The 24,853-nt window shown below is 46.9% G+C and carries 24 protein-coding genes, 2 pseudogenes and 1 other annotated feature; of the genes and pseudogenes, 20 read left to right on the forward strand and 6 right to left on the reverse strand.

Annotated features, from left to right (window positions below):
• The 5 genes and pseudogenes from ACHWTJ_RS09265 to ACHWTJ_RS09285 all read left to right on the forward strand — a co-directional run bounded on the left by ACHWTJ_RS09265 (position 1) and on the right by ACHWTJ_RS09285 (position 3,418).
• Complete coding sequence (locus ACHWTJ_RS09265) at positions 1-339, forward strand: helix-turn-helix domain-containing protein (RefSeq protein WP_294749480.1); 339 nt, start codon at positions 1-3, stop codon at positions 337-339.
• 80 nt (positions 340-419) lie between these two features.
• Positions 420-1,124 carry a type 1 glutamine amidotransferase domain-containing protein gene (locus ACHWTJ_RS09270; RefSeq protein WP_294749478.1) on the forward strand — a complete coding sequence of 235 codons (705 nt, stop codon included), beginning with the start codon at positions 420-422 and terminating at the stop codon, positions 1,122-1,124.
• 12 nt (positions 1,125-1,136) lie between these two features.
• Positions 1,137-2,267 (forward strand): low temperature requirement protein A, encoded by a 1,131-nt coding sequence (locus ACHWTJ_RS09275; RefSeq protein ID WP_294749476.1) that lies wholly within the window; start codon positions 1,137-1,139, stop codon positions 2,265-2,267.
• A 145-nt stretch (positions 2,268-2,412) separates the two neighbouring features.
• Positions 2,413-3,060 (forward strand): annotated as a pseudogene (locus tag ACHWTJ_RS09280) (type 1 glutamine amidotransferase domain-containing protein); the annotation flags it as partial.
• Between the two features lie 70 nt (positions 3,061-3,130).
• Positions 3,131-3,418: a putative quinol monooxygenase gene (locus tag ACHWTJ_RS09285; protein ID WP_294746661.1), complete on the forward strand. Its 288-nt coding sequence runs from the start codon at positions 3,131-3,133 to the stop codon at positions 3,416-3,418.
• Positions 3,419-3,488: 70 nt separating this feature from the next.
• On the opposite strand, the gene ACHWTJ_RS09290 is transcribed toward ACHWTJ_RS09285, so the two are convergent.
• On the reverse strand, positions 3,489-4,343 hold the full coding sequence (locus ACHWTJ_RS09290) for a LysR family transcriptional regulator (protein WP_294746663.1): 855 nt from the start codon (positions 4,341-4,343) through the stop codon (positions 3,489-3,491).
• A 201-nt stretch (positions 4,344-4,544) separates the two neighbouring features.
• Complete coding sequence (locus ACHWTJ_RS09295; RefSeq protein WP_058713507.1) at positions 4,545-4,889, reverse strand: potassium channel family protein; 345 nt, start codon at positions 4,887-4,889, stop codon at positions 4,545-4,547.
• A 419-nt stretch (positions 4,890-5,308) separates the two neighbouring features.
• Between ACHWTJ_RS09295 and ACHWTJ_RS09300 the strand changes: the two genes are divergently transcribed.
• Positions 5,309-5,803, forward strand: a complete 495-nt coding sequence (locus tag ACHWTJ_RS09300) for a hypothetical protein (RefSeq protein ID WP_294746665.1) — start codon at positions 5,309-5,311, stop codon at positions 5,801-5,803.
• A gap of 64 nt (positions 5,804-5,867) precedes the next feature.
• Here the strand turns inward: ACHWTJ_RS09300 and ACHWTJ_RS09305 are convergent, their stop codons facing one another.
• Positions 5,868-6,899, reverse strand: coding sequence for a zinc-binding dehydrogenase (locus ACHWTJ_RS09305; RefSeq protein WP_394679525.1), 1,032 nt, complete (start codon positions 6,897-6,899; stop codon positions 5,868-5,870).
• 482 nt (positions 6,900-7,381) lie between these two features.
• On the opposite strand from ACHWTJ_RS09305, the gene ACHWTJ_RS09310 reads away from it, so the two are divergent.
• Together ACHWTJ_RS09310 and ACHWTJ_RS09315 are read left to right on the forward strand one after the other, a co-directional pair.
• Positions 7,382-8,149, forward strand: coding sequence for a peptidyl-alpha-hydroxyglycine alpha-amidating lyase family protein (locus tag ACHWTJ_RS09310; protein WP_394679526.1), 768 nt, complete (start codon positions 7,382-7,384; stop codon positions 8,147-8,149).
• 107 nt (positions 8,150-8,256) lie between these two features.
• Complete coding sequence (locus ACHWTJ_RS09315; RefSeq protein ID WP_394679527.1) at positions 8,257-8,694, forward strand: hypothetical protein; 438 nt, start codon at positions 8,257-8,259, stop codon at positions 8,692-8,694.
• Positions 8,695-8,740: 46 nt separating this feature from the next.
• Here the strand turns inward: ACHWTJ_RS09315 and ACHWTJ_RS09320 are convergent, their stop codons facing one another.
• Complete coding sequence (locus tag ACHWTJ_RS09320) at positions 8,741-9,220, reverse strand: hypothetical protein (RefSeq protein ID WP_394679528.1); 480 nt, start codon at positions 9,218-9,220, stop codon at positions 8,741-8,743.
• 198 nt (positions 9,221-9,418) lie between these two features.
• Positions 9,419-9,675, forward strand: a binding site (T-box leader).
• A 64-nt stretch (positions 9,676-9,739) separates the two neighbouring features.
• Here ACHWTJ_RS09320 and ACHWTJ_RS09325 point away from each other — a divergent pair.
• From ACHWTJ_RS09325 to ACHWTJ_RS09380, 12 genes and pseudogenes are all read left to right on the forward strand, one after another.
• The gene (locus ACHWTJ_RS09325; protein WP_394679529.1) at positions 9,740-10,966 is read left to right on the forward strand and encodes an MFS transporter; all 1,227 of its coding nucleotides are present in this window, start codon (positions 9,740-9,742) and stop codon (positions 10,964-10,966) included.
• A 15-nt stretch (positions 10,967-10,981) separates the two neighbouring features.
• Positions 10,982-11,503, forward strand: coding sequence for a GNAT family N-acetyltransferase (locus tag ACHWTJ_RS09330; RefSeq protein WP_394679530.1), 522 nt, complete (start codon positions 10,982-10,984; stop codon positions 11,501-11,503).
• Between the two features lie 209 nt (positions 11,504-11,712).
• Entirely contained in the window at positions 11,713-15,441 is a 3,729-nt protein-coding gene (locus ACHWTJ_RS09335) for an ABC transporter permease (RefSeq protein WP_394679531.1), read from the forward strand.
• Positions 15,442-15,607: 166 nt separating this feature from the next.
• Positions 15,608-16,500: pseudogene (locus ACHWTJ_RS09340) on the forward strand (DMT family transporter).
• 28 nt (positions 16,501-16,528) lie between these two features.
• The gene (locus ACHWTJ_RS09345) at positions 16,529-16,999 is read left to right on the forward strand and encodes a hypothetical protein (protein WP_294746695.1); all 471 of its coding nucleotides are present in this window, start codon (positions 16,529-16,531) and stop codon (positions 16,997-16,999) included.
• A gap of 20 nt (positions 17,000-17,019) precedes the next feature.
• Positions 17,020-17,229, forward strand: coding sequence for a hypothetical protein (locus tag ACHWTJ_RS09350; RefSeq protein WP_394679532.1), 210 nt, complete (start codon positions 17,020-17,022; stop codon positions 17,227-17,229).
• 535 nt (positions 17,230-17,764) lie between these two features.
• Positions 17,765-18,643, forward strand: coding sequence for an NAD(P)H-binding protein (locus tag ACHWTJ_RS09355; RefSeq protein WP_394679533.1), 879 nt, complete (start codon positions 17,765-17,767; stop codon positions 18,641-18,643).
• The gene (locus ACHWTJ_RS09360; RefSeq protein WP_023468121.1) at positions 18,630-18,923 is read left to right on the forward strand and encodes a hypothetical protein; all 294 of its coding nucleotides are present in this window, start codon (positions 18,630-18,632) and stop codon (positions 18,921-18,923) included. The genes ACHWTJ_RS09355 and ACHWTJ_RS09360 overlap by 14 nt, the downstream gene beginning before the upstream one ends.
• A 36-nt stretch (positions 18,924-18,959) precedes the next feature.
• Complete coding sequence (locus ACHWTJ_RS09365) at positions 18,960-19,379, forward strand: Rrf2 family transcriptional regulator (protein WP_294746704.1); 420 nt, start codon at positions 18,960-18,962, stop codon at positions 19,377-19,379.
• Between the two features lie 53 nt (positions 19,380-19,432).
• A complete protein-coding gene (locus tag ACHWTJ_RS09370) occupies positions 19,433-20,287 on the forward strand; it encodes an NmrA family NAD(P)-binding protein (RefSeq protein ID WP_394679534.1) in 855 nt (284 codons plus the stop codon).
• A gap of 343 nt (positions 20,288-20,630) precedes the next feature.
• Complete coding sequence (locus ACHWTJ_RS09375; protein WP_294746710.1) at positions 20,631-21,116, forward strand: hypothetical protein; 486 nt, start codon at positions 20,631-20,633, stop codon at positions 21,114-21,116.
• A gap of 213 nt (positions 21,117-21,329) precedes the next feature.
• Positions 21,330-21,668: a hypothetical protein gene (locus ACHWTJ_RS09380; protein WP_294746712.1), complete on the forward strand. Its 339-nt coding sequence runs from the start codon at positions 21,330-21,332 to the stop codon at positions 21,666-21,668.
• Between the two features lie 201 nt (positions 21,669-21,869).
• On the opposite strand, the gene ACHWTJ_RS09385 is transcribed toward ACHWTJ_RS09380, so the two are convergent.
• Both ACHWTJ_RS09385 and ACHWTJ_RS09390 read right to left on the reverse strand, forming a co-directional pair.
• Complete coding sequence (locus ACHWTJ_RS09385) at positions 21,870-24,446, reverse strand: heavy metal translocating P-type ATPase (protein ID WP_394679535.1); 2,577 nt, start codon at positions 24,444-24,446, stop codon at positions 21,870-21,872.
• A 3-nt stretch (positions 24,447-24,449) separates the two neighbouring features.
• Positions 24,450-24,755 carry an ArsR/SmtB family transcription factor gene (locus ACHWTJ_RS09390; protein ID WP_394679834.1) on the reverse strand — a complete coding sequence of 102 codons (306 nt, stop codon included), beginning with the start codon at positions 24,753-24,755 and terminating at the stop codon, positions 24,450-24,452.
• Positions 24,756-24,853: the final 98 nt, after the last annotated feature.

A 24,853-nucleotide genomic window follows, 5' to 3' on the forward strand; every position in this document is an offset into this window, starting at 1 on the left:
ATGGCACGTTTTCTCTATCAGACGCGTGAATTCGACTGTCCGGTCCAGCTCAGCATGAACGTCTTGATGGGCAAGTGGAAAGTGTTAGTCTTATGGCAACTGTTCTTAAAAAATCGTCGGTATGGTGAATTGAAACGTCTCGTTCCCGGCATCAGCCATAAAGTCTTATCGGATACATTAAAGGTGCTTGAAGAAGAACGATTCATCTTCCGTCATGACTTTCAGGAAAACCCACCGCACGTCGAATACGGTCTGACGGATCAGGGACGTGACCTCGAGCCGATTCTACGTGCCTTACAACAATGGGGGATGCAGTATAAAGCACCCCACTCACCTTAATGTGCGTACTTGTCCTTCTGAACGTGTTTGATACGATGACATTAAGTCATCCATCACACCACGAACAGGAGGATTTTTTCATGAAAACGATCTTACTCGTCGTCTCGAATCTAACCGTCTCATCGACAACACAATGGCCGGTCGGGTTTTGGTTATCAGAGTTGACTCATCCGCTGGAAACGTTTCAAAAACACGGGTATCACGTGACGATTGCAAGTCCAGATGGTGGTAAAGTCGATTGGGATGCACTCAGTGATCCTACTGATCCAAGCGGTTACTCGGCTCATGATCAACTCTCGCTGTCGTATCGGGACAATCCTGAATTTTTGACACGCCTGTCAACGACACCGCGCATCGATGATCTGGACCTCACCGGATTTGATGCCATTCTCGTCGCTGGCGGTCAAGCCCCGATGTTTACGTTTGAACAAGCCACTTCACTCCATGAAGTCTTTCTCGCCTTTTATGGTGCAGGAAAACCATCAGCGGCACTATGTCACGGTACGAGTCTATTACTTTATTTACAAGACGGGGACAGACCTTTCGTTGAAGGCAAACGCATGACCGGCTTTACCAACGCGGAAGAAGACTTAGCCGATCAAGCAGCAGGCATGCGTGTCATGCCGTTTCGCATCGAGGAGGAAGCGAAGCGCCTTGGTGCGGTGTTCGTCTCCGCCTCCCCGTGGACACCGTTCTCAGTCGTCGATGGGCATCTCATCACCGGGCAACAGCAAGAATCGGGAAAGGAAGTCGCAATGCGTGTCATCGAATTGCTTGAAGCGTAAGGGGGGCTGAACATGCACGAATGGTCACGACCAACGATTCATACGACGACTGGGCACCGACAGGCGTCGTGGATTGAACTGTTCTTTGATCTCGTTTTCATCGCGTCACTCGTCGAAGCAATTCATTTCGTTGAAGCGCATCTATCCGAAGGCATCATGTCGACGCTTCTACTCTTCTTAATATTTTTCATCGCGCCTTGGATCGTCTGGCGCAGTACGACGTTCTATTCCGATCGTTACGAGGAAAATACAAGCCGCCATCGTCTACTCTTGATCGTCTTGATGATGCCGATTGGCTTGTTCGCTTACTCTGTTCACCATGTCGTCGAAGGACATGTCGGCTGGTTAATCCTAAGCTTTATCCTCTCACGTCTTTGGCTCTTATTCATGTGGGGTACTGTCCAGATGACGGAAGAGGCACAAAAAAGAACCTTCCGTATTTTATTGCTCGGACATGGCACCGCGATGCTCCTCGTCACATTCAGTTATTGGGTTGCATTTTTACCGCTCGTACTCCTTGCTTTAATCATTGAGTTATTTCAGACGCTGTGGACGTTACGTGCTCACGAACAACTTCCCGAGTTGACACGCAATCACTTGCCTGAGCGGTTCGGCCTCTTTACGATGCTTGTCCTCGGAGAAGGTGTCCTTGGCGTGATCGACTTGCTGGCAGCAAGAGAAGGTTTATTGTTCCCGTTCTTACTCTTCCTCTATCTCGTCTGCTGTTTTTGGATCTACTACGATCAAGTCATCTACCGCCTGTATCATCCGACCGCCTGGCACGTCTATTGGTGGGGCATGTGGAACCTTGGTATCGTGATATCTTTATTGCTCGTCCGTAGCGCTTTTTCAGGTTATGTCGCAACTGATCCGGATGCTGTTCTGCTCTTTTTCAGCGCGACTCTGCTGTTTATTTGGACGACCGGTGGTATCGGATTGACTGGGCAAAAGGATACCGTGTCTGTTCGAATGACGAGACGTTTTCTCCAACTCCGTCTCTTGCTGACATGCCTACTCATCGGAAGTTTCTTCATTCTCCCTCCCCTCTTGTTGCTACTCGTGATGCTCCTGACCTTACTTCTAATCCTCTTTCAGGGGATGTATTATTGGACGACACTTTTACGTCCCTCGTCCGAAATTTAATCAACCAGATGGTGCTAATCATCTGGTTATTTTTATCTATAAATTTATTTATCGATAAGCTTATTTTTATTAATTTGTTTTTCGTTAGAGTTGGGCGTATTCTAATCACGTAGCCAATCGGCAAACGAATAAGGAGGAACATATCATGAGTAAACACATCTTAATGGTCGTCACGAACGCAAAAGAAATGAAGGAAGGTCACGCAACAGGACTTTGGTTGTCTGAGTTCGCGGAAGCGTACATCGAATTCAAAAACGCATGATATACCGTCACGGTCGCAAGCCCGAACGGCGGCGAATCACCAATCGACGCACGGAGCCTAGAAGAGGAAGTCCCAGCTGAGATCCAAGCGACAGCTCCACTCTTGAAAGAGACACTTGATTTAAAAGCAATCCAAGACTTCTCAGCATTCGATGCAATCTTCATGCCAGGTGGACACGGTACGATGTTCGACTTGCCACAAAGTGATGCCTTGAACAACGCCCTTCGGACATTGTTTGAAGCGAACAAGACGGTCGCTGCGGTCTGCCACGGACCAGCTGGACTCGTCAGTGCGACACTCTCAGACGGAACACCACTCGTCGCTGGAAAGACGATCGCAACGTTCACGGATGAAGAAGAACGCGCGACAGGCCTTGACGTCTACATGCCATTCTTGCTTGAGACACGTCTTCGTGAACTTGGTGCGAACATCATCACGGCTGACAACTTCACGGAAAATGTCCAAGTCGACGGAAACCTCGTCACGGGTCAAAATCCACAGTCCACGATTGCGGTCGCGAAAGCCGTCATCAATTACACTCAACTAATCGAAACAAGGGATCCTTTGGATGAAGGATCTCTTTTCATAGGAGGTTCTATCGATGATTCAACTGATTGCCCGAATCGAAGCGCATCCGAATCAAGGCGAACAGCTCGCTTCTATCATCGAAGGTGTGATCGTGCCTTCGCGTGCCGAGGCAGGCTGCCTGACGTATCAGACACATCGCGCCATCGACAATCCGAACGTCTTCTACTTTTATGAACAATGGCGTGATCAAGACGCTTTCGATCAGCATGTCGCCTCACCGCACTATCAAGCCTATCGAGCAGACAGTGCCAATCTCGTCGTTGATCGAAACGTGACGTTCTTAGATGACGTATCAAAGTAATATGTAATTCATACAAAAAAAGTCCAATCCTCTCAGCATTTGCTTGTGGATTGGACTTTTTTCATACGATTCAACCTAACGCCTTAATCACCTGTTGCAAAACCGGATTGTGGCGCGAGTCCGTTCGATAGGCGACATATAACTGATTCGTCGCGAATCGTTCCGGCGCAATCCGCTGTACTCGTCCAGCACTGACCGCTGCCTCGACGAGATAATCGGGCAAAACGCTAATCCCGTGTCCTGCTTCGATCGCTTTTAGTATCGCATCGACGTTCGGTAAGATCATTTCCGGACGGATCCCAGGTCGTTCTCCGAACTGCGTCTGATAGTACCGACGAATGATCGGCAGCTCAAGTCCGTAGCTAATCCAGCGCTGACGGTCCATCCATTCCTTTAGATCCGCTTCCGGAGCATCGTAGCCAATCGGGGCGATCAAATGAAAGCGTTCGTCAGCAATCGGGACGTACTGGACGCCCGGCTCATCGATCCGCTTCGTTGCGATGATGAAGTCGAGCTCATTCGCAAGCAAGCGTTGCAAAAGAGGAACCGTCAAATCAAAGACTGCCGTGAACTGTGCGACATCGAGCGGTAGCTTCGGCACGATCCCATGCGTGACGAATTCCGTAGGTCCCCCGAATTTCAAGACCGGACGAGGTTGTTCCCCTGCTTCGTACTTCATCTCAAGCGATAATTCCTCGAGCCGATCAATCAATCCGACGACTTGTGTATAGAGGGCTGTTCCCGCGTCCGTCGGAATCATTTGCCGTGGCGCACGGATGAACAAGTATGTCTCTAGTTCTGCTTCTAGTGCCGCGATATGCTGGCTGACCGCCGGTTGCGTCAAAAAACGAATTCTTGCCGCTGCCGAGACGGAACGTTGTTGATAAACGTGAATGAAACTGCGATACCATTCAAAATCAATCATGTGGTTTCTCCTTTTGCTTGGTCTTCTTAAAAAGTATAGATTTATTCAATTTATAAGACAAATAACGAATAATTTAGTAAGTCATAAATTTATTTATCGGATAATGACAGAGGATTTCCATCATGCTTCGTTAGAAGTTTCTCTATTTAGAACTAAACGATTGCTCCGCGGATCATTGCAAGAAGTACATCAGATCCGGTTTTATTTCTGCTCCTTTTTCTTCTCCCGGTGATATTGTTTTAATGCCATATTGACGTTTACGATGACGGCACTGAGAACACCTACGCCAAGCATGACGTAAACGATCGAAAACAATTTACCGAACGCTGTTTGGGGAACAAGATCCCCATATCCGACCGTTGCGAGCGTCATGACGGAGAAATAAAAGGCGTCCAGAATACTGAACTGTTCGACATTGTGATAGAAGACCGTTCCAATCAAAAAAAGTGCCCCGACCATGATCATCAATGCCTTCTGTTCTTCTTGCTTGAATAAGATACGAATGACATGAAAAAAATTTCGGATCAAAATAAAGAACGCCAGCATGCTCTCTCCTCCTCAGTTCCGTCATCACGGCGCACGTTCATTGAACAATTTCTCTAGTTGGTCAGGATCAAGTGGATTCAAGTCAGAGATCAGGAAATAATCGATTCGTTGTAAACTTTGATCCGTCCGTAGAAGCTATTTGACACCGAGCAACGTCGCGATCAAAATAAAACTACAGTTTTACAGAAACAGATATCTGCACCGAGCGCGTAGGTCATGTTCTGATTCGCACTGCTGTTATAGACGGTGGCAGCAAGGCGGTGGCGATTACGACACCGGGAACGTCCGCGCAATCATTCGTCACTTAAAAACGAGTCACACCATTCAAGTCATTGGTTTTTATTTACCCGTTTTTAGTGTGTTCGCCTTATTTCACTTATGAAAAATAAAAAATCCCTTTAACGAAAGGTACATTGCTCATGAAAAAATTCCGCGGCAAACGCCGTTATTTTAAAAATCTCGAACTGGAATTCAACAGTTTTTCTTCTCCCTCCTATATTGATTCAGACGTTTGGTTTAACGACTGGCACGAGCATCCTGACTTTTATGGACATGGCAACGCGAGTCTGCGTATTCGTAAAGCACATCTTCGGATTGCATTGAGCGCTATGCAGGACATGCAACAAAAACTAGCGGAAAAACAGATTGAACATCAGCTTTACATAACGATTGTCCTCGAGGATGCTTCACAAGACGCACTACATGTCCACACGACGAATCCGGACGGAACCCCATTCCCACTTGAGCGGATTCAGTCGTTCCCTCTCGCTTCACACGTTCCGACCTGGGTAACGGAACTCTTTCCGGGCAACCGGTATACGATTCATGAATCACAGGAGGAATTCATCGATTATACGGAAGATGAGCCTGTCAGCTCGACCGTCACGCTTTTTTACATCTTGCCAAATCGTTAACGATACGAAAACGAGCTATCCTTTCCATCACAGGAAGAGGATAGCTCGTTTTGTTCGGTTTCTCTTATGGTAGCAGAACAACCTTGCCGAATTTACCAGCTTGTTTAAAGTACGCTTGGGCTTCTCGCGCTTCAGCGAGCGGGAACGTCCGGTCGATGACGGGCTGAATCGTCTGCGTCCGAACGGCCTCCAGTAATTTCTCATAGTCATGGCGATTGCCAAGGACGGATCCTTGTAGGCGGATATGTTTTAAATAAAGCGTCCGAAAATCGAGCGACGTCACCTGCCCCCCGGACGATCCGGAAATACAGTACGTTCCGCCGCGCTTCAGCAGATCCAGTCCTTGTTTGAACACCGCATCGCCGACGACGTCGAGAATCGCATCGACCGGACCGACTTCTTGCATGACCTGCTGATCCCAGTCCTGCTCACGGTAGGAGACGACCAGGTCCGCTCCGAGTTCTTGCAATTGATCCGTCAGCTTCAAGTCACCGACGAGTGCGACGACACAGGCTCCGAAGACCCGTTTCGCAATCTGGACGTTGAGTGAACCGACACCACCGCTGGCACCTGTTACAAGTACCGTCTGTCCTTGTTGTAAGTCAAGTTGTTCGACCATGTGCCACGCCGTCAATCCACTGACCGAGAAGACCGCACTGTCCGTATAGGAAGCAAGCGGCATGTCGTAACAGAGTGCGAGCGGCCAGCAGACATACTCCGCGTATCCGCCGTCGTACTCGGAACCGATGAACGATAAGTCCTCGGCACTCTGTTCGTCAGCGATTTCTCCACTCGCCGTGAACGGGAACAAGACGACGTCGCGTCCGATTTCCGTCTCGGCGACACCGTCTCCGACCGCGACAATCCGTCCGCTAATGTCTGAACCGGGAATCCGGGGGAACTTGACACCTTCTGCTTTCCAGCCGGATTCACTCTCCGCACCATAGGCGCCTTCTCGCATCCAGATTTCTGTATTGTTCAAGGCACAAGCTTTGATTGCAATCAGTACCTCGCCTTGTTTCGGTTGTGGTGTCTCTTGATCGATATAGGCGAGCTGCTCAAGCCCACCATGCCCCGTTACGGTGACTGCCTTCATGTTTTTGCCTCACTTTCTTCACTCCATATGATATCTCTCTTCTTTACCCATCTATCCTGATTTTAATATCCTGCTACCGTAACCCGCTGTCTCCTCCTATAGAACGATTCGTCCTCGTTTAATATCTAGATATAATATGGAGACGAATTTACATCTGGAGGAACGATGCATGATAAAACGATTGATCTTTATAGGGACGTTAGCAACCATCACGGTAATAGGTATTTCCTGGTCGAGAGGTGGCGCGGACCCCGTCATGAAAGACAACTATCCATCCATCCATCCCAAAAGATACGACGTATCGCGGACAGGTCGCTTGGCCACTAGAAACGCGCGATCGTTCGATTGCCGGTGAAGCAAGCGGTGTCGCTGTTGCTCCGAACGGTGACGTCTACTATTTACACCGGGGTAGTAATTCATACGGCGATGACACCTACATCACAGAACCGACATTGATCGTGCTCGACGGAAAAACGATGCAGGTGAAGAAGCGGTTAGGCGCCGGTCTATTCAAGTCACCGCACGGTCTTGAAGTCGATGACCAAAACAATATCTGGATTACCGACATCAGCCTGAACCAAGTCTTCAAGCTCGATGCGTCCGGCAAAGTCTTGCAAACGTTCGGGAACACATATGGTCCGTTCACGGAAGTCGGTCTGCGCATCCGAAACGTCTTGCCAAGCATCCCGCTTCAGCTAGATGAAAAGACGTTCGCTCGTCCGACAGACGTCACCGTTTTCAAGGACGGCTCGTTCGCCATATCTGACGGCTACCGGAATAGTCGCATAATCATGTTTGATCCAAAAGGAAAAGTCAAATGGGAAGTCAATGAACTAGGCAAACAAGACGGACAGTTCAATCTGCCGCATGGAATCAGTAGCGACGATGAGATGAATCTCTATGTGGCGGACCGGGACAACGCCCGGATCCAAGTCTTTGATCGAAATGGCAAACACATCAATACGTGGTCGTCAAAAGAACTCGGTCGACCGTACGGGATCGAAGTCGGTGCGAACGGTAAAGTCTACGTCGCCGATGGTGGAAACTATCTAAATGGACAAAAAAAGAACGCGCAAAGCCAAATCGTCATCTTGAACAAACAAGGAAAGATCGAGAAACGATTCGGTACATGGGGCAAAGAAGCGGGACAACTCCGGATTGCGCACGACATCGCGGTCGGTTCGGATGGAACGATTTATGTCGCGGAGTTGTTGAACAAACGACTACAACTGTTCTCTGAAAAAAGATGACAAGTGTACTCGTAAAATGTAAGAAATAATAGTCTTTCCTTAAAAACCTCTTCACTCGGGTTCGCTCTATTTTTGGTAAAATAAAGCAAACCAACTGGAGGTGCCTCATGAAACGTGTTTTTACGTTAGCCGTTCTACTGATCCTCGTCGTTTGCGTCATCGTTTTCGAACCGTTCCGTGGCGCGCCACCGAACCCTGAAGTTAAGGCAAACGGAAAGGATGTTCCGACCGTCCAAGGGTCTTATTGCTGGAATAGCTTACTCCGCAGTCAATGTGTCGATAAGACATACCGTGACGGTCTTGACCTAGCAAAGAGAAAAACGCCAGTTACTGTCTCTGCTGGAGCATCCGTCCGTATCGAATTATCCGGTGATCTTAAAAGCGTGAAATTATCGCAATGGAACGATCAAAAACAGGGGGCCCCCGTCGCTTTGAAAAAAAATCAATTCAACGCCCCAATAGAACCCGGTCTCTATGCGTATGAATTAAATTCGCGCTGGAAACAAGGAGACGGACAATTCGGATTCTTATTGAAAGTGCAGTGAATACAATAACCCCACTGTAGCCTCATGACTTCAGTGGGGTTTGCTGTCATCCGGTTTGACGATACAGTTGCAAGATTCCGAAGACGGTCAAGATGAGATATCCTGTTCCGATGAACAGAAAGACTGGGCGAATCAATTGATCCTTCGGTTGACGCGTAATGCCTTCGAAGAAACAACTGACAATGAAACCGAGGACTAACATCCCGCCATACATGAAAAGGAACGAGACAAGAAGACCAACGAGACTTGGTTGCGTAAGTGATGGAGCTAGCCACAAAATACAACCAATGAATACGGCAAGCATGAGGGTACCCAATACAATCCCGATAAGTGGATGGATCGTGTTTAGTCGTCGGATCACATCATGACGTTTGACGAGACGCTCCACTAATGTCATCGCTGACAGACAGGTTAGTAAAAATAAGATTAAGAAATAGATCGCTTGCTCGACTGGACGGAACGTCGTGAAAAAGACAGCTCCGGTAAGAACAAGGAGTGGAGATATGAAAAAAATCAAAGGTTTCATTTCCTTCCTTTCGTACGACTTTCTTGAAAGCGAACGCGTGACCCTTCCAATGTATCATACAACCTGTTACATTTTTTACCACAATAATCATTTTTCAAATTTTGATACCTATGCACCTTTTTCAATAATTGTAAAAAAATGATAAAAAATCTTTACGGTTTCATTCTGTATATGCTAGGATGAGACAAATCACATGAATCAAACGCGTCGAAGAGAACAGTACGTCATTTCGGCTTTTCCTAGAGAGCTCCGATTGGTGGGAAGGAGCATCAGCCATTGACCGAACCAAGCCTCTGAGCAGCACGGTGGAACCGAATCGGGGATATCGTGACGGGTGCTCCCGTTATCGAGCTCAGGTATTTGCCGTTTGAAAACGGTCGTACCGATGAAGGCGATACCGGTGACGGTCTCGCGAACAGGGGTGGCACCACGACACGTACAGTCTCGTCCCCAAGACCAACGTCTTGGAGGTGGGATTTTTTTATTGGCTTAAAACACAATAAAAAAGGAGTGTGTCATATGTCGAATTGGAAATACCCTGGGTTGCTATTACTTGGTGTCGGTGTTTCGAACGTCGGTGCTTGGATCTACTTCATCGCCTTGAACTTAATTGTCCTTGAACGAACGGGATCAGCGTTCGCCGTCTCCGTTCTCTATATTCTGTTGCCGATCTCCGCACTGTTGACGAGCCTCTGGTCCGGTAGTGTCGTCGATCGGATCAATCAGCGCCGCTTGCTCGTGTTGCTTGACGTCTCGCGTGCCGGGCTCGTCTTTTCACTGACACTGATCGATTCGTTGTATGTCCTCTATGCGCTCGTCTTTATCCTGAACATCGGCAACACACTGTTTGAGACATCGTCATTGATCTACATGACGAAGCTCGTCCAGGAGACGAGTCGCCAACGGTTCAATGCGTTGAAGAACTTTATTCAATCAGCCGGCTTTATTCTCGGACCGTCGATTGCTGGATTTTTATTTTTGATCGGTTCTCCGGAGACAGCAATCATCCTGAATGCGGGAGCGCTGTTGTGTTCTGCTGCCTTGCTATTCGTCTTGCCTGACGTCCGCCAGGCAGCGACTCCAGCGACGTCCTTCTCACTCCAATTGATTCTTGCAGACTGGAAAGAGACGCTTCAGTTTGCACGGACGCGGCGCTATGTCACGCTCGTCTACGCCTTCTATGCGCTGATGATCGTCCTGATGAGCGGACTTGATTCGCTCGAAGCCTCGTTTGCGACGATCGTGTTGCAGCTAGATGAAAGCACGTATGGATTTCTCGTCAGTATCGCTGGAATTGGCATCATCTGTGGCTCCGCCGTCAATGCGACCTTCACGCATCGCTTGTCGCTCCGCTTCTTGATTCAATTCGGAGCACTGATGACACCGATCGGTTATGTGATCTTTGCCACAGCGACATCGTTCCTGACGGCAGCAATCGGCTTTTTCTTGCTGACGTTCGCCCTTGCGTTTGCGAACACCGGCTTCATGACGTTCGCTCAAACGCACATTCCGGTCGAAACGATGGGACGATTTCTCAGTAGCATCCACGTCGTCCAGTCAGCTGGTGTCATTCTCTTGACGGCGTTAATTGGTTTCTATGCTGAGACCTCAATTCGCTTGACGTATACCGTCGCTGCAGTCAGCTTTCTGCTTATCGGTGGATGGATCGTTTGGATCGTCCAGGATCGAACGAAACGGCATTATTTTACGACGGAAACGGACGAAACAATCAAGCTTTCGTCATGAGAAAGGAAGGTATTCATGAACCTGACCGCAAAACGAATTTTCCTCCGTCCGATTGACGTGACCGATGCACACGTCTTATTCGAACAAACCCAGGATGAGACATTACGTTATTTGACTGGTACGACAGCAACGTTTTCGATTGAACAGATCGAGCAGCACATTCTTTCGATTCAAGCTGATCCATCGCGCTTCGATTTCGCTATCTGTTTGAATTCCGGTGAAGTGATTGGTGAATGTTCCATTTTAGACATTGAGGCAGAGTTGAAACAAGCGGGCTTTCGTATTTCGATGCGTGCCCTCCCCTGGACCGGTCAAGGATACGGGACAGAAGCGATCGCGTGTATCATCCGGTTTTGTTTCGAGGAACTTCGACTTCATCAACTTGAACTTGAAGTGTTTTCGCATAATGAGCGAGCCATCGCTTCGTATAAAAAAGTTGGCTTTGACATCGTAGAAACGATTCCTGATGCTGTATCCTATGAAGGGCGTTTGTTCGACGAAATCATCATGCGGAAATGTAGCCCACTCTATGCTTAAAAGCATCACTCCTATGTAGCACCTCCTTCGTGAGGTGCTTTTTCTAATCGATTAAAAACGAACATATCGAATTAACAGATTTTTTAGTCAATTCACTTTTATTTGTATATAATGGAAAAATAAAAAGAAATATATGGATATGTACATAAATGATAAGGAGGTCACATTACACAATTTTCTTCAAATCAAACGAAAGCGAGGGATAGTACATGTTGAGATTTATCTGGAATTCCTGGTGGCGCAACAAGGAACGGTTCATTCTGCTCCTCGTCGGCGTCCTGATCGTCAGTACCGGACTAAGTTATTTAATTGGTACGACGCAAGCCAACAACGGAACGGTCGTCGATGAACTGCAAAAACGCTGGGGCTCATCGTACGATATCGTCGTCCGTCCGGAAGGCAGCCGGAGTGTGACGGAAGACTTGAACCTGCTTGAGCCGAACTATATGAGCGGACTCGACGGCGGGATCACCCGCAAGCAGTACGAGACGATCAAACAGATTACTGATGTTGAGGTCGCAGCACCAATTGCGATGATCGGGAACTATTATACGGATGCTGTGAAGGACACCTACAACTTCAAGGAACCAGGCATTTATAAGATTTCATATAAAGATATGCAAGATACTGGACTAAAAAAAGAAACAGAGTCTATGTCGTTCTTTGCCGGAGCAGGATGGTCCCCTCCTGAGAGTGACGGATTGAATCGAGATATTTCACCGCAAGAACTAGGCGAGTTTCCCATCTACGGTTACGGGAGTGCAGTGATGCTTGCCGGGATTGATCCGGAAGCAGAAGCACAACTCGTCGGACTCGATCAGGCAACCAAAAAGGCTACGCATAGTCGTTATTTCACGAAGGACGATGTCGTGAACGATTATGGTGACGGTGTTTGGGACATCCCATTGATCATGAACAGTCAGGAATACGTCAATGCATCGCGGACCTATCGCTACGAGAAAGTCGATATTCCGCTCGTCAAAGATTCAATGGTTGAAACGGTGCGCAGTATCATGAAAAAAGGTGGCGAATCCTATCTCAAGACGCTTCCTGTTAAAGATACGAAGGAATACTATATTTCGACAGAGCAAGCATCTAAGCAACTTATTAAGAACATTCTCGAAGATAAGGTTCCGGAAAATGCAAATGGTGGCTTTGACTGGATGTATCTAAAACCATCGTCCGTCGAGTATCAAACGATTGCTAGCCCCTTTGCCAAACGTTGGCCATTTACTTATCAAGTAACGCCTCAAGAGGTTGCAAAAGAAGTTCTGATTTCGAAACGATCGATGTATCGAAAAGCTCGTATTTTCGGTGACGGTACGGGTAACCTTGATAAAGTACCGAAAATGCATTTGAACTACATTGGTGTCTTTGATCCGAAGAAATTGAACATTTCGAAAGACCCATTGACGGAACTGCCGATGGAGACCTATTTCCCGGCGAAAGCCCAATGGGTCATGGACAAGAATGAAAAACCGGTCAATCCAGTCCGAGAAGTCAAACCGACGAACGATCCGTATGACTTTTTGACGAAACCACCATCGATGCTGACGACGCTTGACGCCGCCTTTAAGTTACGTGGTGATAAAGCCATCTCTGCCATTCGTGTCAACGTCAAAGGTGTCGAGACGATGAACGCGACGAGTGAGAAAAAGTTGAAAGCTGTTGCTCAAGAGATCGAGGACAAGACCGGTCTGATCACCGACGTCACGCTTGGCTCCTCGCCACAGCTCGCGCTGACATACCTCCCTGGATTAAAAGGTGAATCGGCACTCGGTTGGATCCAGCAACCGTGGATCAAACTCGGTTCATCGATGGCCATCTTCCAAGAAGCAAAAGTCGGAATGAGCGGCATCATCGCTAGTGTCATCGCTGTCGCACTCGTCTATGTCTTTAGTTCAAACATCATCTTACTCTATGCCCGCAAGAAGGAATTCGCGATCTTACTGTCGCTCGGTTGGCGTCCACGTCAGCTCTCGAAGCTTCTGTTCCTAGAAGCAACGTTACTCGGCACACTCGTCGCCTTGATCTCTTGGACGATCCTCGGTTCGTTCTGGCTGACGACGGATCATCCGATTGCCTTATCACGAATCATCTTGATTGGACTTGCTGGTCTATTGATTTACTGGGGCGGTACGCTCGTCCCAATGACGCTCATCCGCCGGATTCAACCATTCGAAAGTATGCGTTCTGGTGAAGTCTCAAAAGGTCGTCGCTTCGTCCGGGCACAAAGTGTCCTTGGGATGAGCATCAACCAACTTGCAACGTATTGGCAACGGACGATCCTCTCGACAATCGCGATCGCCTTGCCGACGAGTCTGTTCATTTTCTTCCTATTCATCACCTTCCGACTGAAAGGTGTTTTATATGCGACATGGCTCGGCGAATACGTTGCCCTTGAAGTCGGCACGATGCACTATGTTGCGATGGGTGTCGCTTTACTCATCGCCATCCTGACGACGACCGAGATCATGTGGCAAAACGTCAACGAGCGGAAGAGTCAGCTCGCTGTCTTGAAGGCAACCGGCTGGCGGAACGGTCAAATCCGGACGCTCGTCTTAAGTGAAGGATTGATGACGGGACTGTTTGCTGGAATCATCGGTTTGCTCATTGCCCTTGCGATGATCGGCTTCGTCTATAACCAGTTCCCAACAGGTGAGCTCGGTTTCTTGAGTGTTATGTTGTTGATTCCTGCCATCACGGGAGTTCTCGGTGCCCTCTTACCCGCTCAACGCGCCGTCAGCATTACACCAAATGCTGCGATTGGAAGTGTCGCAACGAATACGAAAGCGACGGAACGACGCTTCCGACTCGCCTTGTCCGCAGTTGGTGGTGCCCTTGTCGTTGGTGTCGCTTCCCTGTTCTTCTTTGCTACGACAGAAGAAGGACCTGCGTCTACGAAACCGGTACAAACAGCTGCACCAACGGTCAAGACGACAGGAACGAAATTGGCAGATGTAAAAGACAAGAAAAAGAAAGCGTTCTCTACGAAAAAAGTCAATTCGAGCAAGCTCGATCAACTAATGGAACGTGGAGTCGTTCAAACCTATCCGGGAGATCCTAAAACAAAAAGCAATATTTTCCATGTTGATAAACTTCTCCTATCACCTCCAAAGGAGTTGAAATTACCAACTCTTGTTGATGAACAATATGTTACCGTTCCCGTCATCCTTGAGAACTACAAGGATAAAGACGCAGATGGCGGATATGGTATTTATAAGCCAAATCTATTCACGTTAGAGGATACAAGCGGTAATGTATACGAAGCTGTCGATTATGAGAACCGGAACCCAGACGCTTGGAAGGACGGCTATCGCTATTTCCCGCCTTCCGTTTCTCGCGTCGATCTTGTGTTCCGCGTTCCAAGTGATAAAAATACGTATGTGCTTCTCGCGACAAGCGAAGCCATCGCTAAACCAACGACCGTCAAAATTGAAGTCAATGCTGTTGACGGTACATCAACCACCGCAAAGACCGGAGAAAAGAAACAGTCGAAAAAAACAAATACAGATGTCATCAAGAAATTGATGGATGAAGGTGGAAAGCAAACTTACCCAGGTGATCCTAATGTAATGAAGTACCATGGGTTCAAGGTTAGTTCTGCTAAACGAGTTCAACTTCCTGATTTACCATCATCCAAACAAGCTGTTTCTGTCACGCTTGAGTTACAAGTAGAAGGTGAAGATTCAGCTGACTCTTACATCGACTACAAACCATCTACTTTCCCCTTAATTGATGGTCAAGAGAAACGCTATACGCCAGAAGAAACGATCAATCACAATAAAAAAGCCTATTCAGATAATTTAGGATATCTCGCTCCTTTACACTCAAAAATCGACGTCATCTACATCGTTCCAAAAACTGAGAACACTTTCGTTATGAATGTACATGGCGGATTTACCGGTTATCTCTACACCGTCAAAATCAAATTATGATTGACGCTTTCATCTATTCAATCACTGGCTGTCATATGATGGTCAGTGATTTTTTGTTTATGCTGACAGATGATTTTTACTGAAATCGTTTGTTACACTTCCATTTTTGTTAAGATGATAGACAGGAAAAGATTTGGAAATAAAAATACATAAACGAGGATTTACTATGACATATTTCATGTATCTATTTTGTTTAATCGTCTGGGGACTGAATTTCATTGCCGTCAAAATTCAAGGAACGCCTGTCGCTTTGGAAGTATCCTTGACCTATCGATTAGCAATGACCGCTGTTCTCTTCATCCTATTCGCGTTATTTGTTAAACGAACGAACAAAACTACCGCGACGGACATGCCTTTCATCATCGTATTCGGATTCTGTAACTTCGCTCTGAGTTACTTATGTCTCTATTACGCGACGATGTTAAGCTCTGCCGCCATCGTGACGTTGATTTTCTCACTCAAGGTCATTCTGACACCGATTGCTCTGCGTCTATTTTTAAAAGAGACACTACATGCGCGCGTTTGGATTGACGGATGTTTTGGTATCATCGGCGTCGGTGTCCTGATCGTTCCGAGTATAGGCAGCATCGATGGACTGACCGATTTGAAAGGGGTCTTGATCGCATTGGTCGGCACGCTATTGACGTCAGTAGGTGACGCCAGTTCAGCGCGGAACGCAAAGCAACGAATCAACCCGGTCCATGCCAACGCGATTGGATTTACTGTCGCGAGTCTACTGATGGGCGCCATCGTCTGGTTTCAAGGAACACCCTTACGCTGCCGACAACCGTCACCTATCTTTCTGCTTTACTGTATTTAACCGTGATCGCATCGTTTCTTGCGTGGCTGTTTTATTTGAAACTCGTCGAACGGATCGGTGGTGCGAAGAGCGGCCATATGGTGGCACTATTCCCGCTAATCGGCGGTGTTGCCTCCGTATTGATCGGTGAATCGACGCTGTCTCTTCCTTTAATCATCGGGTGTCTATTTAGTTGCATCGGGGCTTCGATTGCTCTAGGGATTCGTCCGTTTCGGCAACGAAATAAAGTATTCAGCTAATGTCAATTTTTGAACCGGAGTGATGAACATGTCTTCTCAAATCATATGTACGTATGATTTTTTAAATTCACCGAACGCTATTTCAAATGCTTCAGCAAGGGACATCCCCACCATTCTGTCGATTGAAGCGAATGTCAAAATCATCATTGATCATGCACTATATCTCGAAACATCGTTATCCATCTTCGAGTTTTATAAATCGTTGTATCGGTGGAAAAGATTGGTGACGTCGACCTTCATTCCTACCTTCTCTTATTACTCGGTGGAATTTGATCATGATGAAGAAGGGGCAATCGTATCGATGGTCCCTTCCACGGATCAAGGTCGCATTCAATCGATATGGGGCGACGAACGGATGAACGCTGTTTTTCCTCTCGACACCTTAGTGATGTGCTTGTCTGATTTAGAAAGGCAACTTCGATTCGATCTTGAAGCGTACTTCGACATTCAGCTGGATGCCTTCATCCGTCACATTCCCTATTCGTCATCAAAACTTTAATAGAATGAGGAGACTTCTTTATGCTTGATTTATCACAGTTCCAGATCGAGTTTGATATCAGGAAACCAACACCCTATTTTCAGTCAACACCAAAACGCAGTATCCGTTTTTTAATGGAGGATCTAAACGCCTCGCAGTTAAAAGAAATTCTCCAGACGATTTTCAAGAAGACAGATCCATCCACCTTCTATTCGTTGCTGCATACATCCATCATCATCTGCGCTACTTAGCAAAGGCACGAGTAGGCTCATCGATCACGATTCGAAACTGGAAAGAGTATATCGTGGAAGATGAAGTAGCTCATACAGGTGTCGTATACGCACATGTGAAACATATAAAGCTAGATGAAATCATCTCCTACTGCTTAAACGTCTATTTAGGGCACATACCAGCTTACATCGTCTTCTTTGACTCGGATTTCCTTTTGTATGTATCGACTGTTGTAGTGGATGTCATCAGAACAGACGTGAATGCGATTAGGTCACTCAAGGAAACATACGCGCAAATTTACGATAGCCTTTACGTCAAGTAATATTCATAATAAACCTAGATATGTAAACATAAGTATTTATAATTAATTTTTTTGATTATTAAGGTTCATATATTGAATAAATGGAATACTTAATTATGTTTTTAGAAGTAATTATCATATATCAAGTATTTGAAGGATAATTAGGGTATTATATAACTAATACAAGTATTTTATTTACCACTTTCCAACATCAGTGTTGCCTCGTTCATCTAAGAGAGGAAAGGAATTTTCCCATGATTTTCATTACGGACTTTTCTTCACCGATCGGGCAGCTCGTCAGCCAACGTATTCGCACGGAAGAACAGCCTTTTTGCATCGGGGTATCCAATCCACAAGCCGCTTCCGAATTATATGGAGAGCATTTTGACTTTCGTCGATTCGATGTCCAGGATGCCTCGACGTTCGTAGAAGCACTCGCAGGATGCGATCAAATCTTTCTCGAATTTCCTGCAAACGCGGACTTGGAGACATTCGAATATTTTATTCATTATCTCAGACAGACTGCCCTGCAACACATCGTCTACCTCTCAGCCAAAGACGCTCTATCCCTCCCATTCACGCCACATCATCGTATTGAAGTCGTCATTCGCCAAACCGACATTCCCTACACGATCATTCGTCCTAGCTACTACATGCAGCATTTAAACATGTTCATGCGAGATATGTTACGAGATCATGCACACCTCTTCGCACCGGCAGGAATTGGTAAGACATGCATGATTGATGCCCGTGACGTAGCGACCGTCGTGATGACGTGTATTGAAAACCCAGCCACTCACTTCAATAAAATCTATACCATCAGCGGTGAAGCGGCTTACAATTTTTACGAAGTCGCCCAGCTTCTCGGAGAAGAACTTGAAACAGAGATCATGTATACGAACCCGTCGATTGATTTTTTCCGGTCCTTTATGATGCAACATGGATTGTCTTACGAAGAAACCAATGAAATCACCAAACTTCATGTTCCGATCTTATTAGGTCTAGCGGATGAGACGGATAACCACTTTCTAGAACTGATTGGTGAACGCCCGATCACCCTTCGGCAATATATAAAAGACCACCTATCCGATTGGGTAGATGAAGAGGAGGGCAAAGCATATGATTACTCATGAACGAGCGCTTTTCGTTCGTCAATGCATCGTCGATTATTATCACAGGCTCGGTATTCATTGTCAGGTGACGATATTCACAGAGTACCCATTGCAATTGTTGCTCGACTTCGACTCTCGAAGAGATGAACTGATTACGCCTCAACGGCGAAGTCTCTCCTGTCGGTACATTCGCGCACACCTCATTTCTGCTTTGATCACATTCGATGATTCCTACACGCATGTTTACATGACGAAAGCGCCCTTTTCCTCCATGACGCGATATTGTCTCTTGATTGTCTGATATCATCGTCAGTCAAAAATGAAAGGAGATGCGATCGTGCGGTTGAAACGTGCTACGGAACACGGCTTGCTGACATTACTTTTTTTAACACACACCTCAAAATCGATGACACGAAGAGGAGAATACGTAAAGACGAGAGATATTTCGCTTCAATGTAACATCTCGTACGAGCATCTTACGAAAATCATTTCAATATTAGGAAGAGCAGGTCTTTTACGAACCCATGCTGGACGAGAAGGTGGTGTTCAACTCCTTCCATTGAGTCATACTGTCCGGGTCGGAGAAGTCGTCGCATTATTCGAATGTCCGCTTTTCCCGGGAACGCGTTATCAGGTACGTGCGTTAGATCAACTATTAGATGCGGCACTGATTTCATTCTTTAATACGCTCAATCAAGTTACGATAAAGCAATTAGCGGACGATTTACCATCTCACTTTTTCTTAGACATATCATGATTTACTTCTCATCAAACTGCAGTTCAGTCAAGTGTACAGGAAGGACGTTACACATGACGATTTTAGTAACAGGATTCACAGGAAACGTTGGACTAGCCGTCGGTCATGCAATGATGAAGCGACATATTCCCTTTCATGCGGCTGTCATCGACCCAGCAGCTGCTTCAGAGAAATTCGGCAATGCTTTTCACTATCGTCACCTGGACTACGCCGATATCTCAACGTTTTCACAAGCGTTAAAAGGCGTCGATCAACTCTTTTTGATGTATCCGTCCCAAGTATCAACACGACAGTTCCATCTCTTTCTGCGCTATTTGCGCTTCACCTCAGTCCGGCACATTGTTTATCTCTCGTTCAAGGATGTTCCAGTCTTTCCGCTGACACCTCACCATACGATCGAAAAGATCATTCAAGAGACCGGTATCCCGTTTACGATCATCCGTCCCGGATACTACATGCAAAATTTGAATCTCTTCATGCGTGATGACATCCGATTTCACGAGCAGATCGTTACGCCCGCTGGTCTTGGGAAGACAAGCATGATCGACATCCGGGATATCGCGACGTTCGTCATCCATTGCCTCGAACATCCTGCTCCCCATTTCAATCGTGTCTATACGTTGCATGGTGAAGAGATTTTCGGTTTCCATGAGATCGCGAGTCTGATGACGCTACTCTTAGGAAAGACGATCCGTTACACGAACCCTTCGATTCCATTCTTCCAAATGAAGATGGTCCAAAAAGGATATCCGAAAAGCTACGTCAATGAAGTCATCATGTTACACCTTCCGATTAGTCTCGGACTCACGAAACGAACGAACCGTCAATTCCGCGAGGTAACAGGTACCGAGCCGATTCCCCTGAGTCAATATATCCTCGATTATCAAACCCATTGGGAGAAGTATTGATTCTTCCATCCTTCGTTCAAGAAAACTGACCTCTACAAGAGGATGCATCGCATGACCCCATTCAGTCGAACAATCGCTGCATATCGTTTAAGGTACCATCCCTTCGAATGGATGACTCACGAAATAGATCCGTTGCTCTACAAGTGCTCGGATGTCATCTCCAAAAAGGCTAGCGGTTCAGGTGACTGATGCCTGAACCGCTAGCCTTTCATTGCATCAAACCATTACAAAGAGATACGAGTTCTCTCAAAATTCCTTAATCCATTTGAAGGGATTCAATAGTTTATTGTGGAAAATGATTTTATACTAGCATTCATCTTCATGATAAATGACGTGATGGATCTTGATTTCCGATTCGAAACGATCATCCCATAAAGGAGGAACCGGTATCCTTAAATTCATTTTGATTGGCTCATTAATCGTCTTGATCACTTTTTTCATCTATTTCGAACCGTTTCGTGCCGAACCCTATGACCCGAATGTTGAAATAGACGGTAAGCAGGTTCCGACCGTCCAAGGTTCTTATTGTTGGTCCAGTTTGTTCAGTGGTCGATGTGTCGATATGATCTATGTCAATGCATTGCACATGACAGAAAAAAGCAATTCAGTCATCGTATCACCGAACGAAAAGATTCATCTTTCCTTCGAACGTGAACCAGACACCCTGAAAATCGTTCGCTGGGACACGAAAACGAAAAGCGAAAAGGTTTCATTTAAAAATGAATATTTCAAGGCACCGACCGACCAAGGAACATACACATATGAAATCAACGCACGTTGGAACGAAAACGGTAGTGGTGTGTCCGCTTTCTTGATTCAAGTCGAATGACTCGTATCCCACTCCATCGGAGACGAATGATCCTATGGAAAGGTTTTCGCCTTTGACTCCCCTTACTTTTCTCCACGTTCCACTGTCCGTGATCTACATTCTGAAGCTGAACAGCTGGTTCTTGAGAGGATTATTAATTGATGTCATCCTTACAGCTCGGTTTAAACGTACGCAGCGTATCCATGATTAACTGAACAGAAGGAGGTCTATACAATGGGGCCAACCAATGACATGTGGGTTTGGGTACTATACTATGCTTTCTTTCTTATTATGCTTTTTAGTACGACGTTCGTCACCATCAAGCATGTGTTTCTAAGAAAAGCATCGGTTCGAGCGGGTCTAGCGATCTTCTTTCTGTACGCGTTATTCATCTGGAATTCGATGTACCGCGTTGAGACGACAGAATTCGGACACCTTTACGAAGGACTGATGACGCTACGACCGTGGGCATGGATGTGTGTCTTCTTATTCACTTACTTACTAAAGTGGTGGTATCTCGTATTTCTTCACACTCGTCCCTCTACTTCCTCTCCATATGAGTCACAACATTGATCTACGATATCTTTTCCCCCATTTGTTGCGGCAGCGGTTGTTCGATGATCGATGAACGGGCAACATCCCCTTCCAAAAGAGAAACCGTTACGATCATCGATGAAGTCATTTTTGTCGAATCACTGAAAACACCTTACTTCCACGGTATCGTTCGGGAGTAAGGTGTTTCTTTTCAGGTAATCATATATTCAAGCCGTTTCCTCACGGTTGACGATTCCGAAGTAAGCGTAAGGCATTCAACGTGACGAGGACAGCTGCTCCTGTATCACTGAGTACTGCCATCCACAACGTCAACCATCCCGGGAAGACGAGCAACATCGCTACTACTTTGATCAAGATCGAAAAGACGATGTTTTGTTTGATGATCGTCAACGTCGCTTTACTCAAATCGAACGTATACGGAAGCTTTTTTAAATTGTCTGCCATCAAGACGATATCTGCTGTTTCAAGCGCCGTATCCGTTCCGGCTCCCCCCATCGCAATGCTTAAATCTGCCGTGACGAAGGCTGGTGCGTCATTGATCCCATCCCCGACCATCGCTGTCCGGAACTGCTGTTTTTTCAAATGGTCGATGACGTGGACTTTCTCCTGCGGCAAGAGTTGCGCATGGACTTCATCAAGTGGTAGTGCTCGACTGATATGCGTAGCTGCTCCCTCATTGTCACCCGTCACCATGACAAGGCGCTTGATTCCCAGTTCGTTCTTCAGACGACGTAACGCATCAACACTCTCTTCTCGAACTGCATCCGAGAGGCAGAACATCGCCAATAGATGTGTCTCATCGGCAAGCCATACGACTGTATATCCTTGTTGCTCAAGTTTCGAGACGTCCACGTCTAGCAAATCGACATCGTATCCCATGTCACCAAACCACTTCGTTCCACCGATATGATACGTCGCGCGACCGAATTCGCCAGTCACGCCGTTGCCGACACGATTCATCATCGTATCCGCCTCAATCGGTGCGACGCCCTCTTTCGTCGCGAATGCTACGATCGCTTTCGCTAAGGGGTGACTCGAATGCCGCTCAAGTGAACTCGCCATACGCAACGCCTGATCCCGTTCACCGGAAAATACTTGGAATTCTTGCACGACAGGTTCGCCCTTCGTCAGTGTTCCAGTCTTGTCAAAAGCGACTGCCTCGATCTTTCCAGCTTGCTCAAGGAAGACACCCCCCTTAATCAAGACTCCATTTCGAGCAGCATTTCCGATGGCAGTCACGATCGCAACAGGCGTCGAGATGACGAGTGCACACGGGCAAGCGATGACGATCAATTCGAGTCCTTTGTAGAACCATTCGCCCCAACTACCGAATTGGAGTACTGGCGGAATGACCATGACCAACAGCGCCCCCAAAAAGACGAATGGCGTATAGACCTTGGCGAATCGATCAATGAAGGCTTCGCTTGGTGCCTTATTGTCCTGCGCCTCCTCGACTAGTTCAATGATGCTAGCAAGCGTCGTTTGTTCATAGGTCTTCTCGACGATCATGTCGAAGGAGCCGTCCATGTTCAAGGTCCCGGCGAATACTTGATCCCCTTCCCTTTTGTCGACCGGAATCGACTCACCTGTAATCGGAGCTTGATTGATCGTCGTCGTCCCTTTGACGATCTTGCCGTCTAGTGCCACCTGATCCCCTGGTCGAATCCGGATCTGCTCGCCAGCACGTACCGTTTCGATCGGTTGACGACTGACGCCTGTTGCCGTCAAGACGAACGCTTCTTTAGGTGCAAGGTCGACCAACGTCTGTATCGAGTTCCGCGTCCGTGCAAGCGAATGATTTTGAAGCAGATTGCCGATCGCGAAAAGGAACAGGACCGTCGCTCCTTCCAGCCATTCCCCGATGAGTGCTGCCCCGATTGCCGCGACACTCATCAAGACATTCATATCAAGCGATCGGGCACGCAAACCATAATAAGCACTTCGGAATACCTTCCATCCACTCATCAATAAAGCGATGCCGTAGAACGTATTCGGAAGATAGGCGACGTCAAGTAGTTGAAGCGCGAGCCCCATTCCGATGAGCACACCAGACATCCCTAATGCGATACCATCAAACGATCGTTTCGCAGTCGTCTCCGGTCTCTTGCCCTTCACTTGTCCATCAAAGCCAATCTTTTGCAACTCCTGTAGTACGGTTCTCACATCCAGCTGATGTGCGATATCCATTTCGCCCCGCGGGAAGGAGACCGTGACAGTCTGTACGTCCGCGATCTTTTGAAAATGTTGCTCGATCGTCTTGGCACAACTACTGCAGTCCATTCCCGATACGGTGAACGTCTCCGTTCGATGGCTTGCTTGATCAGGAATGACTAATTGAAAGCCGAGTTTATTGACTGCCGTCTCCAGCTGATGCACATCTAGCTCCCCATCACTATCGAGCTTCAATCGTCCGGCACCGTAGTTGACGGAGACGTTTTGATAGTTCGGAAGCGTCGCCAGTCCTTTCTCAAGGGTCGCTGCGCAAGACGGGCAATCCATTCCTTCGATGCGATAGCTCGATGTCGCCGTATTCGTTCTCTGTATCCCATCGTCACGTGATGCCGTTTTTCGCTTCGTACCGCAACAACCGTCTTCTGTTATTTGAAGTTCCGTTGCCGGTGCGTTTCGAATGGTCGTTCCCGCTACTTCGGATGAAGCACCGTTACAGCAATTCTCTACCTTCTCTCCTACAGGATCGTCTATCTGTACGATGTTCGAGCTACAGCAGGTCTTACTCTGCGAGAGGTTCGTACCACTTTGCTTTTCTTCGTTACCATCACAACATGAGCTTGCCATCAATCATTCCCCCTCGATATGATGTTCACAACAAGCGGACTCGCGACCAATTTCGAGTGTCAAATCCCCGAACGATCGTAAGAGGTCCCGAACCGTCTCGTTTCGTAAAGAATAATAACCAAATTTCCCTTGTGTCCGCTTTCGGATTAGACCGCATCCCTTTAAACACGCGAGGTGCTGCGAGATATTCGACTGATTTCCTTGCACCGCCGTCACGATTTCCGTGACCGTCTTTTCCCCTTCTGCTAAGCTTTCTAAGATTTGTAAACGTGTTTTATTGGAAAATCCGTGGACGACACGGACCTTCATCTCAAGTGGATCGAGTAACCGTTCCAAAAGTGTTCACTCCTTTTTCATATTCGATATTGCTAATATGTTATCATCATATTAGCATTTACTAATGTAAG

Origin of the sequence: uncultured Exiguobacterium sp. (assembly GCF_964277885.1) — a bacterium.
Lineage (GTDB): Bacteria > Bacillota > Bacilli > Exiguobacteriales > Exiguobacteriaceae > Exiguobacterium_A.

What these genes read in the sequence shown, in the direction of transcription:
- ACHWTJ_RS09320 (WP_394679528.1), bottom strand. Translation starts at nt 9,220, where the DNA reads ATGAAACCTTTGATTTTTTTCATATCTCCACTCCTTGTTCTTACCGGA.
- ACHWTJ_RS09380 (WP_294746712.1), top strand. Translation starts at nt 21,330, where the DNA reads ATGGGGCCAACCAATGACATGTGGGTTTGGGTACTATACTATGCTTTC.
- ACHWTJ_RS09315 (WP_394679527.1), top strand. Translation starts at nt 8,257, where the DNA reads ATGAAACGTGTTTTTACGTTAGCCGTTCTACTGATCCTCGTCGTTTGC.
- ACHWTJ_RS09290 (WP_294746663.1), bottom strand. Translation starts at nt 4,343, where the DNA reads ATGATTGATTTTGAATGGTATCGCAGTTTCATTCACGTTTATCAACAA.
- ACHWTJ_RS09370 (WP_394679534.1), top strand. Translation starts at nt 19,433, where the DNA reads ATGACGATTTTAGTAACAGGATTCACAGGAAACGTTGGACTAGCCGTC.
- ACHWTJ_RS09390 (WP_394679834.1), bottom strand. Translation starts at nt 24,755, where the DNA reads ATGAAGGTCCGTGTCGTCCACGGATTTTCCAATAAAACACGTTTACAA.
- ACHWTJ_RS09270 (WP_294749478.1), top strand. Translation starts at nt 420, where the DNA reads ATGAAAACGATCTTACTCGTCGTCTCGAATCTAACCGTCTCATCGACA.
- ACHWTJ_RS09385 (WP_394679535.1), bottom strand. Translation starts at nt 24,446, where the DNA reads ATGGCAAGCTCATGTTGTGATGGTAACGAAGAAAAGCAAAGTGGTACG.
- ACHWTJ_RS09330 (WP_394679530.1), top strand. Translation starts at nt 10,982, where the DNA reads ATGAACCTGACCGCAAAACGAATTTTCCTCCGTCCGATTGACGTGACC.
- ACHWTJ_RS09265 (WP_294749480.1), top strand. Translation starts at nt 1, where the DNA reads ATGGCACGTTTTCTCTATCAGACGCGTGAATTCGACTGTCCGGTCCAG.
- ACHWTJ_RS09335 (WP_394679531.1), top strand. Translation starts at nt 11,713, where the DNA reads ATGTTGAGATTTATCTGGAATTCCTGGTGGCGCAACAAGGAACGGTTC.
- ACHWTJ_RS09345 (WP_294746695.1), top strand. Translation starts at nt 16,529, where the DNA reads ATGTCTTCTCAAATCATATGTACGTATGATTTTTTAAATTCACCGAAC.
- ACHWTJ_RS09325 (WP_394679529.1), top strand. Translation starts at nt 9,740, where the DNA reads ATGTCGAATTGGAAATACCCTGGGTTGCTATTACTTGGTGTCGGTGTT.
- ACHWTJ_RS09300 (WP_294746665.1), top strand. Translation starts at nt 5,309, where the DNA reads ATGAAAAAATTCCGCGGCAAACGCCGTTATTTTAAAAATCTCGAACTG.
- ACHWTJ_RS09285 (WP_294746661.1), top strand. Translation starts at nt 3,131, where the DNA reads ATGATTCAACTGATTGCCCGAATCGAAGCGCATCCGAATCAAGGCGAA.
- ACHWTJ_RS09295 (WP_058713507.1), bottom strand. Translation starts at nt 4,889, where the DNA reads ATGCTGGCGTTCTTTATTTTGATCCGAAATTTTTTTCATGTCATTCGT.
- ACHWTJ_RS09360 (WP_023468121.1), top strand. Translation starts at nt 18,630, where the DNA reads ATGATTACTCATGAACGAGCGCTTTTCGTTCGTCAATGCATCGTCGAT.
- ACHWTJ_RS09355 (WP_394679533.1), top strand. Translation starts at nt 17,765, where the DNA reads ATGATTTTCATTACGGACTTTTCTTCACCGATCGGGCAGCTCGTCAGC.
- ACHWTJ_RS09305 (WP_394679525.1), bottom strand. Translation starts at nt 6,899, where the DNA reads ATGAAGGCAGTCACCGTAACGGGGCATGGTGGGCTTGAGCAGCTCGCC.
- ACHWTJ_RS09275 (WP_294749476.1), top strand. Translation starts at nt 1,137, where the DNA reads ATGCACGAATGGTCACGACCAACGATTCATACGACGACTGGGCACCGA.
- ACHWTJ_RS09350 (WP_394679532.1), top strand. Translation starts at nt 17,020, where the DNA reads ATGCTTGATTTATCACAGTTCCAGATCGAGTTTGATATCAGGAAACCA.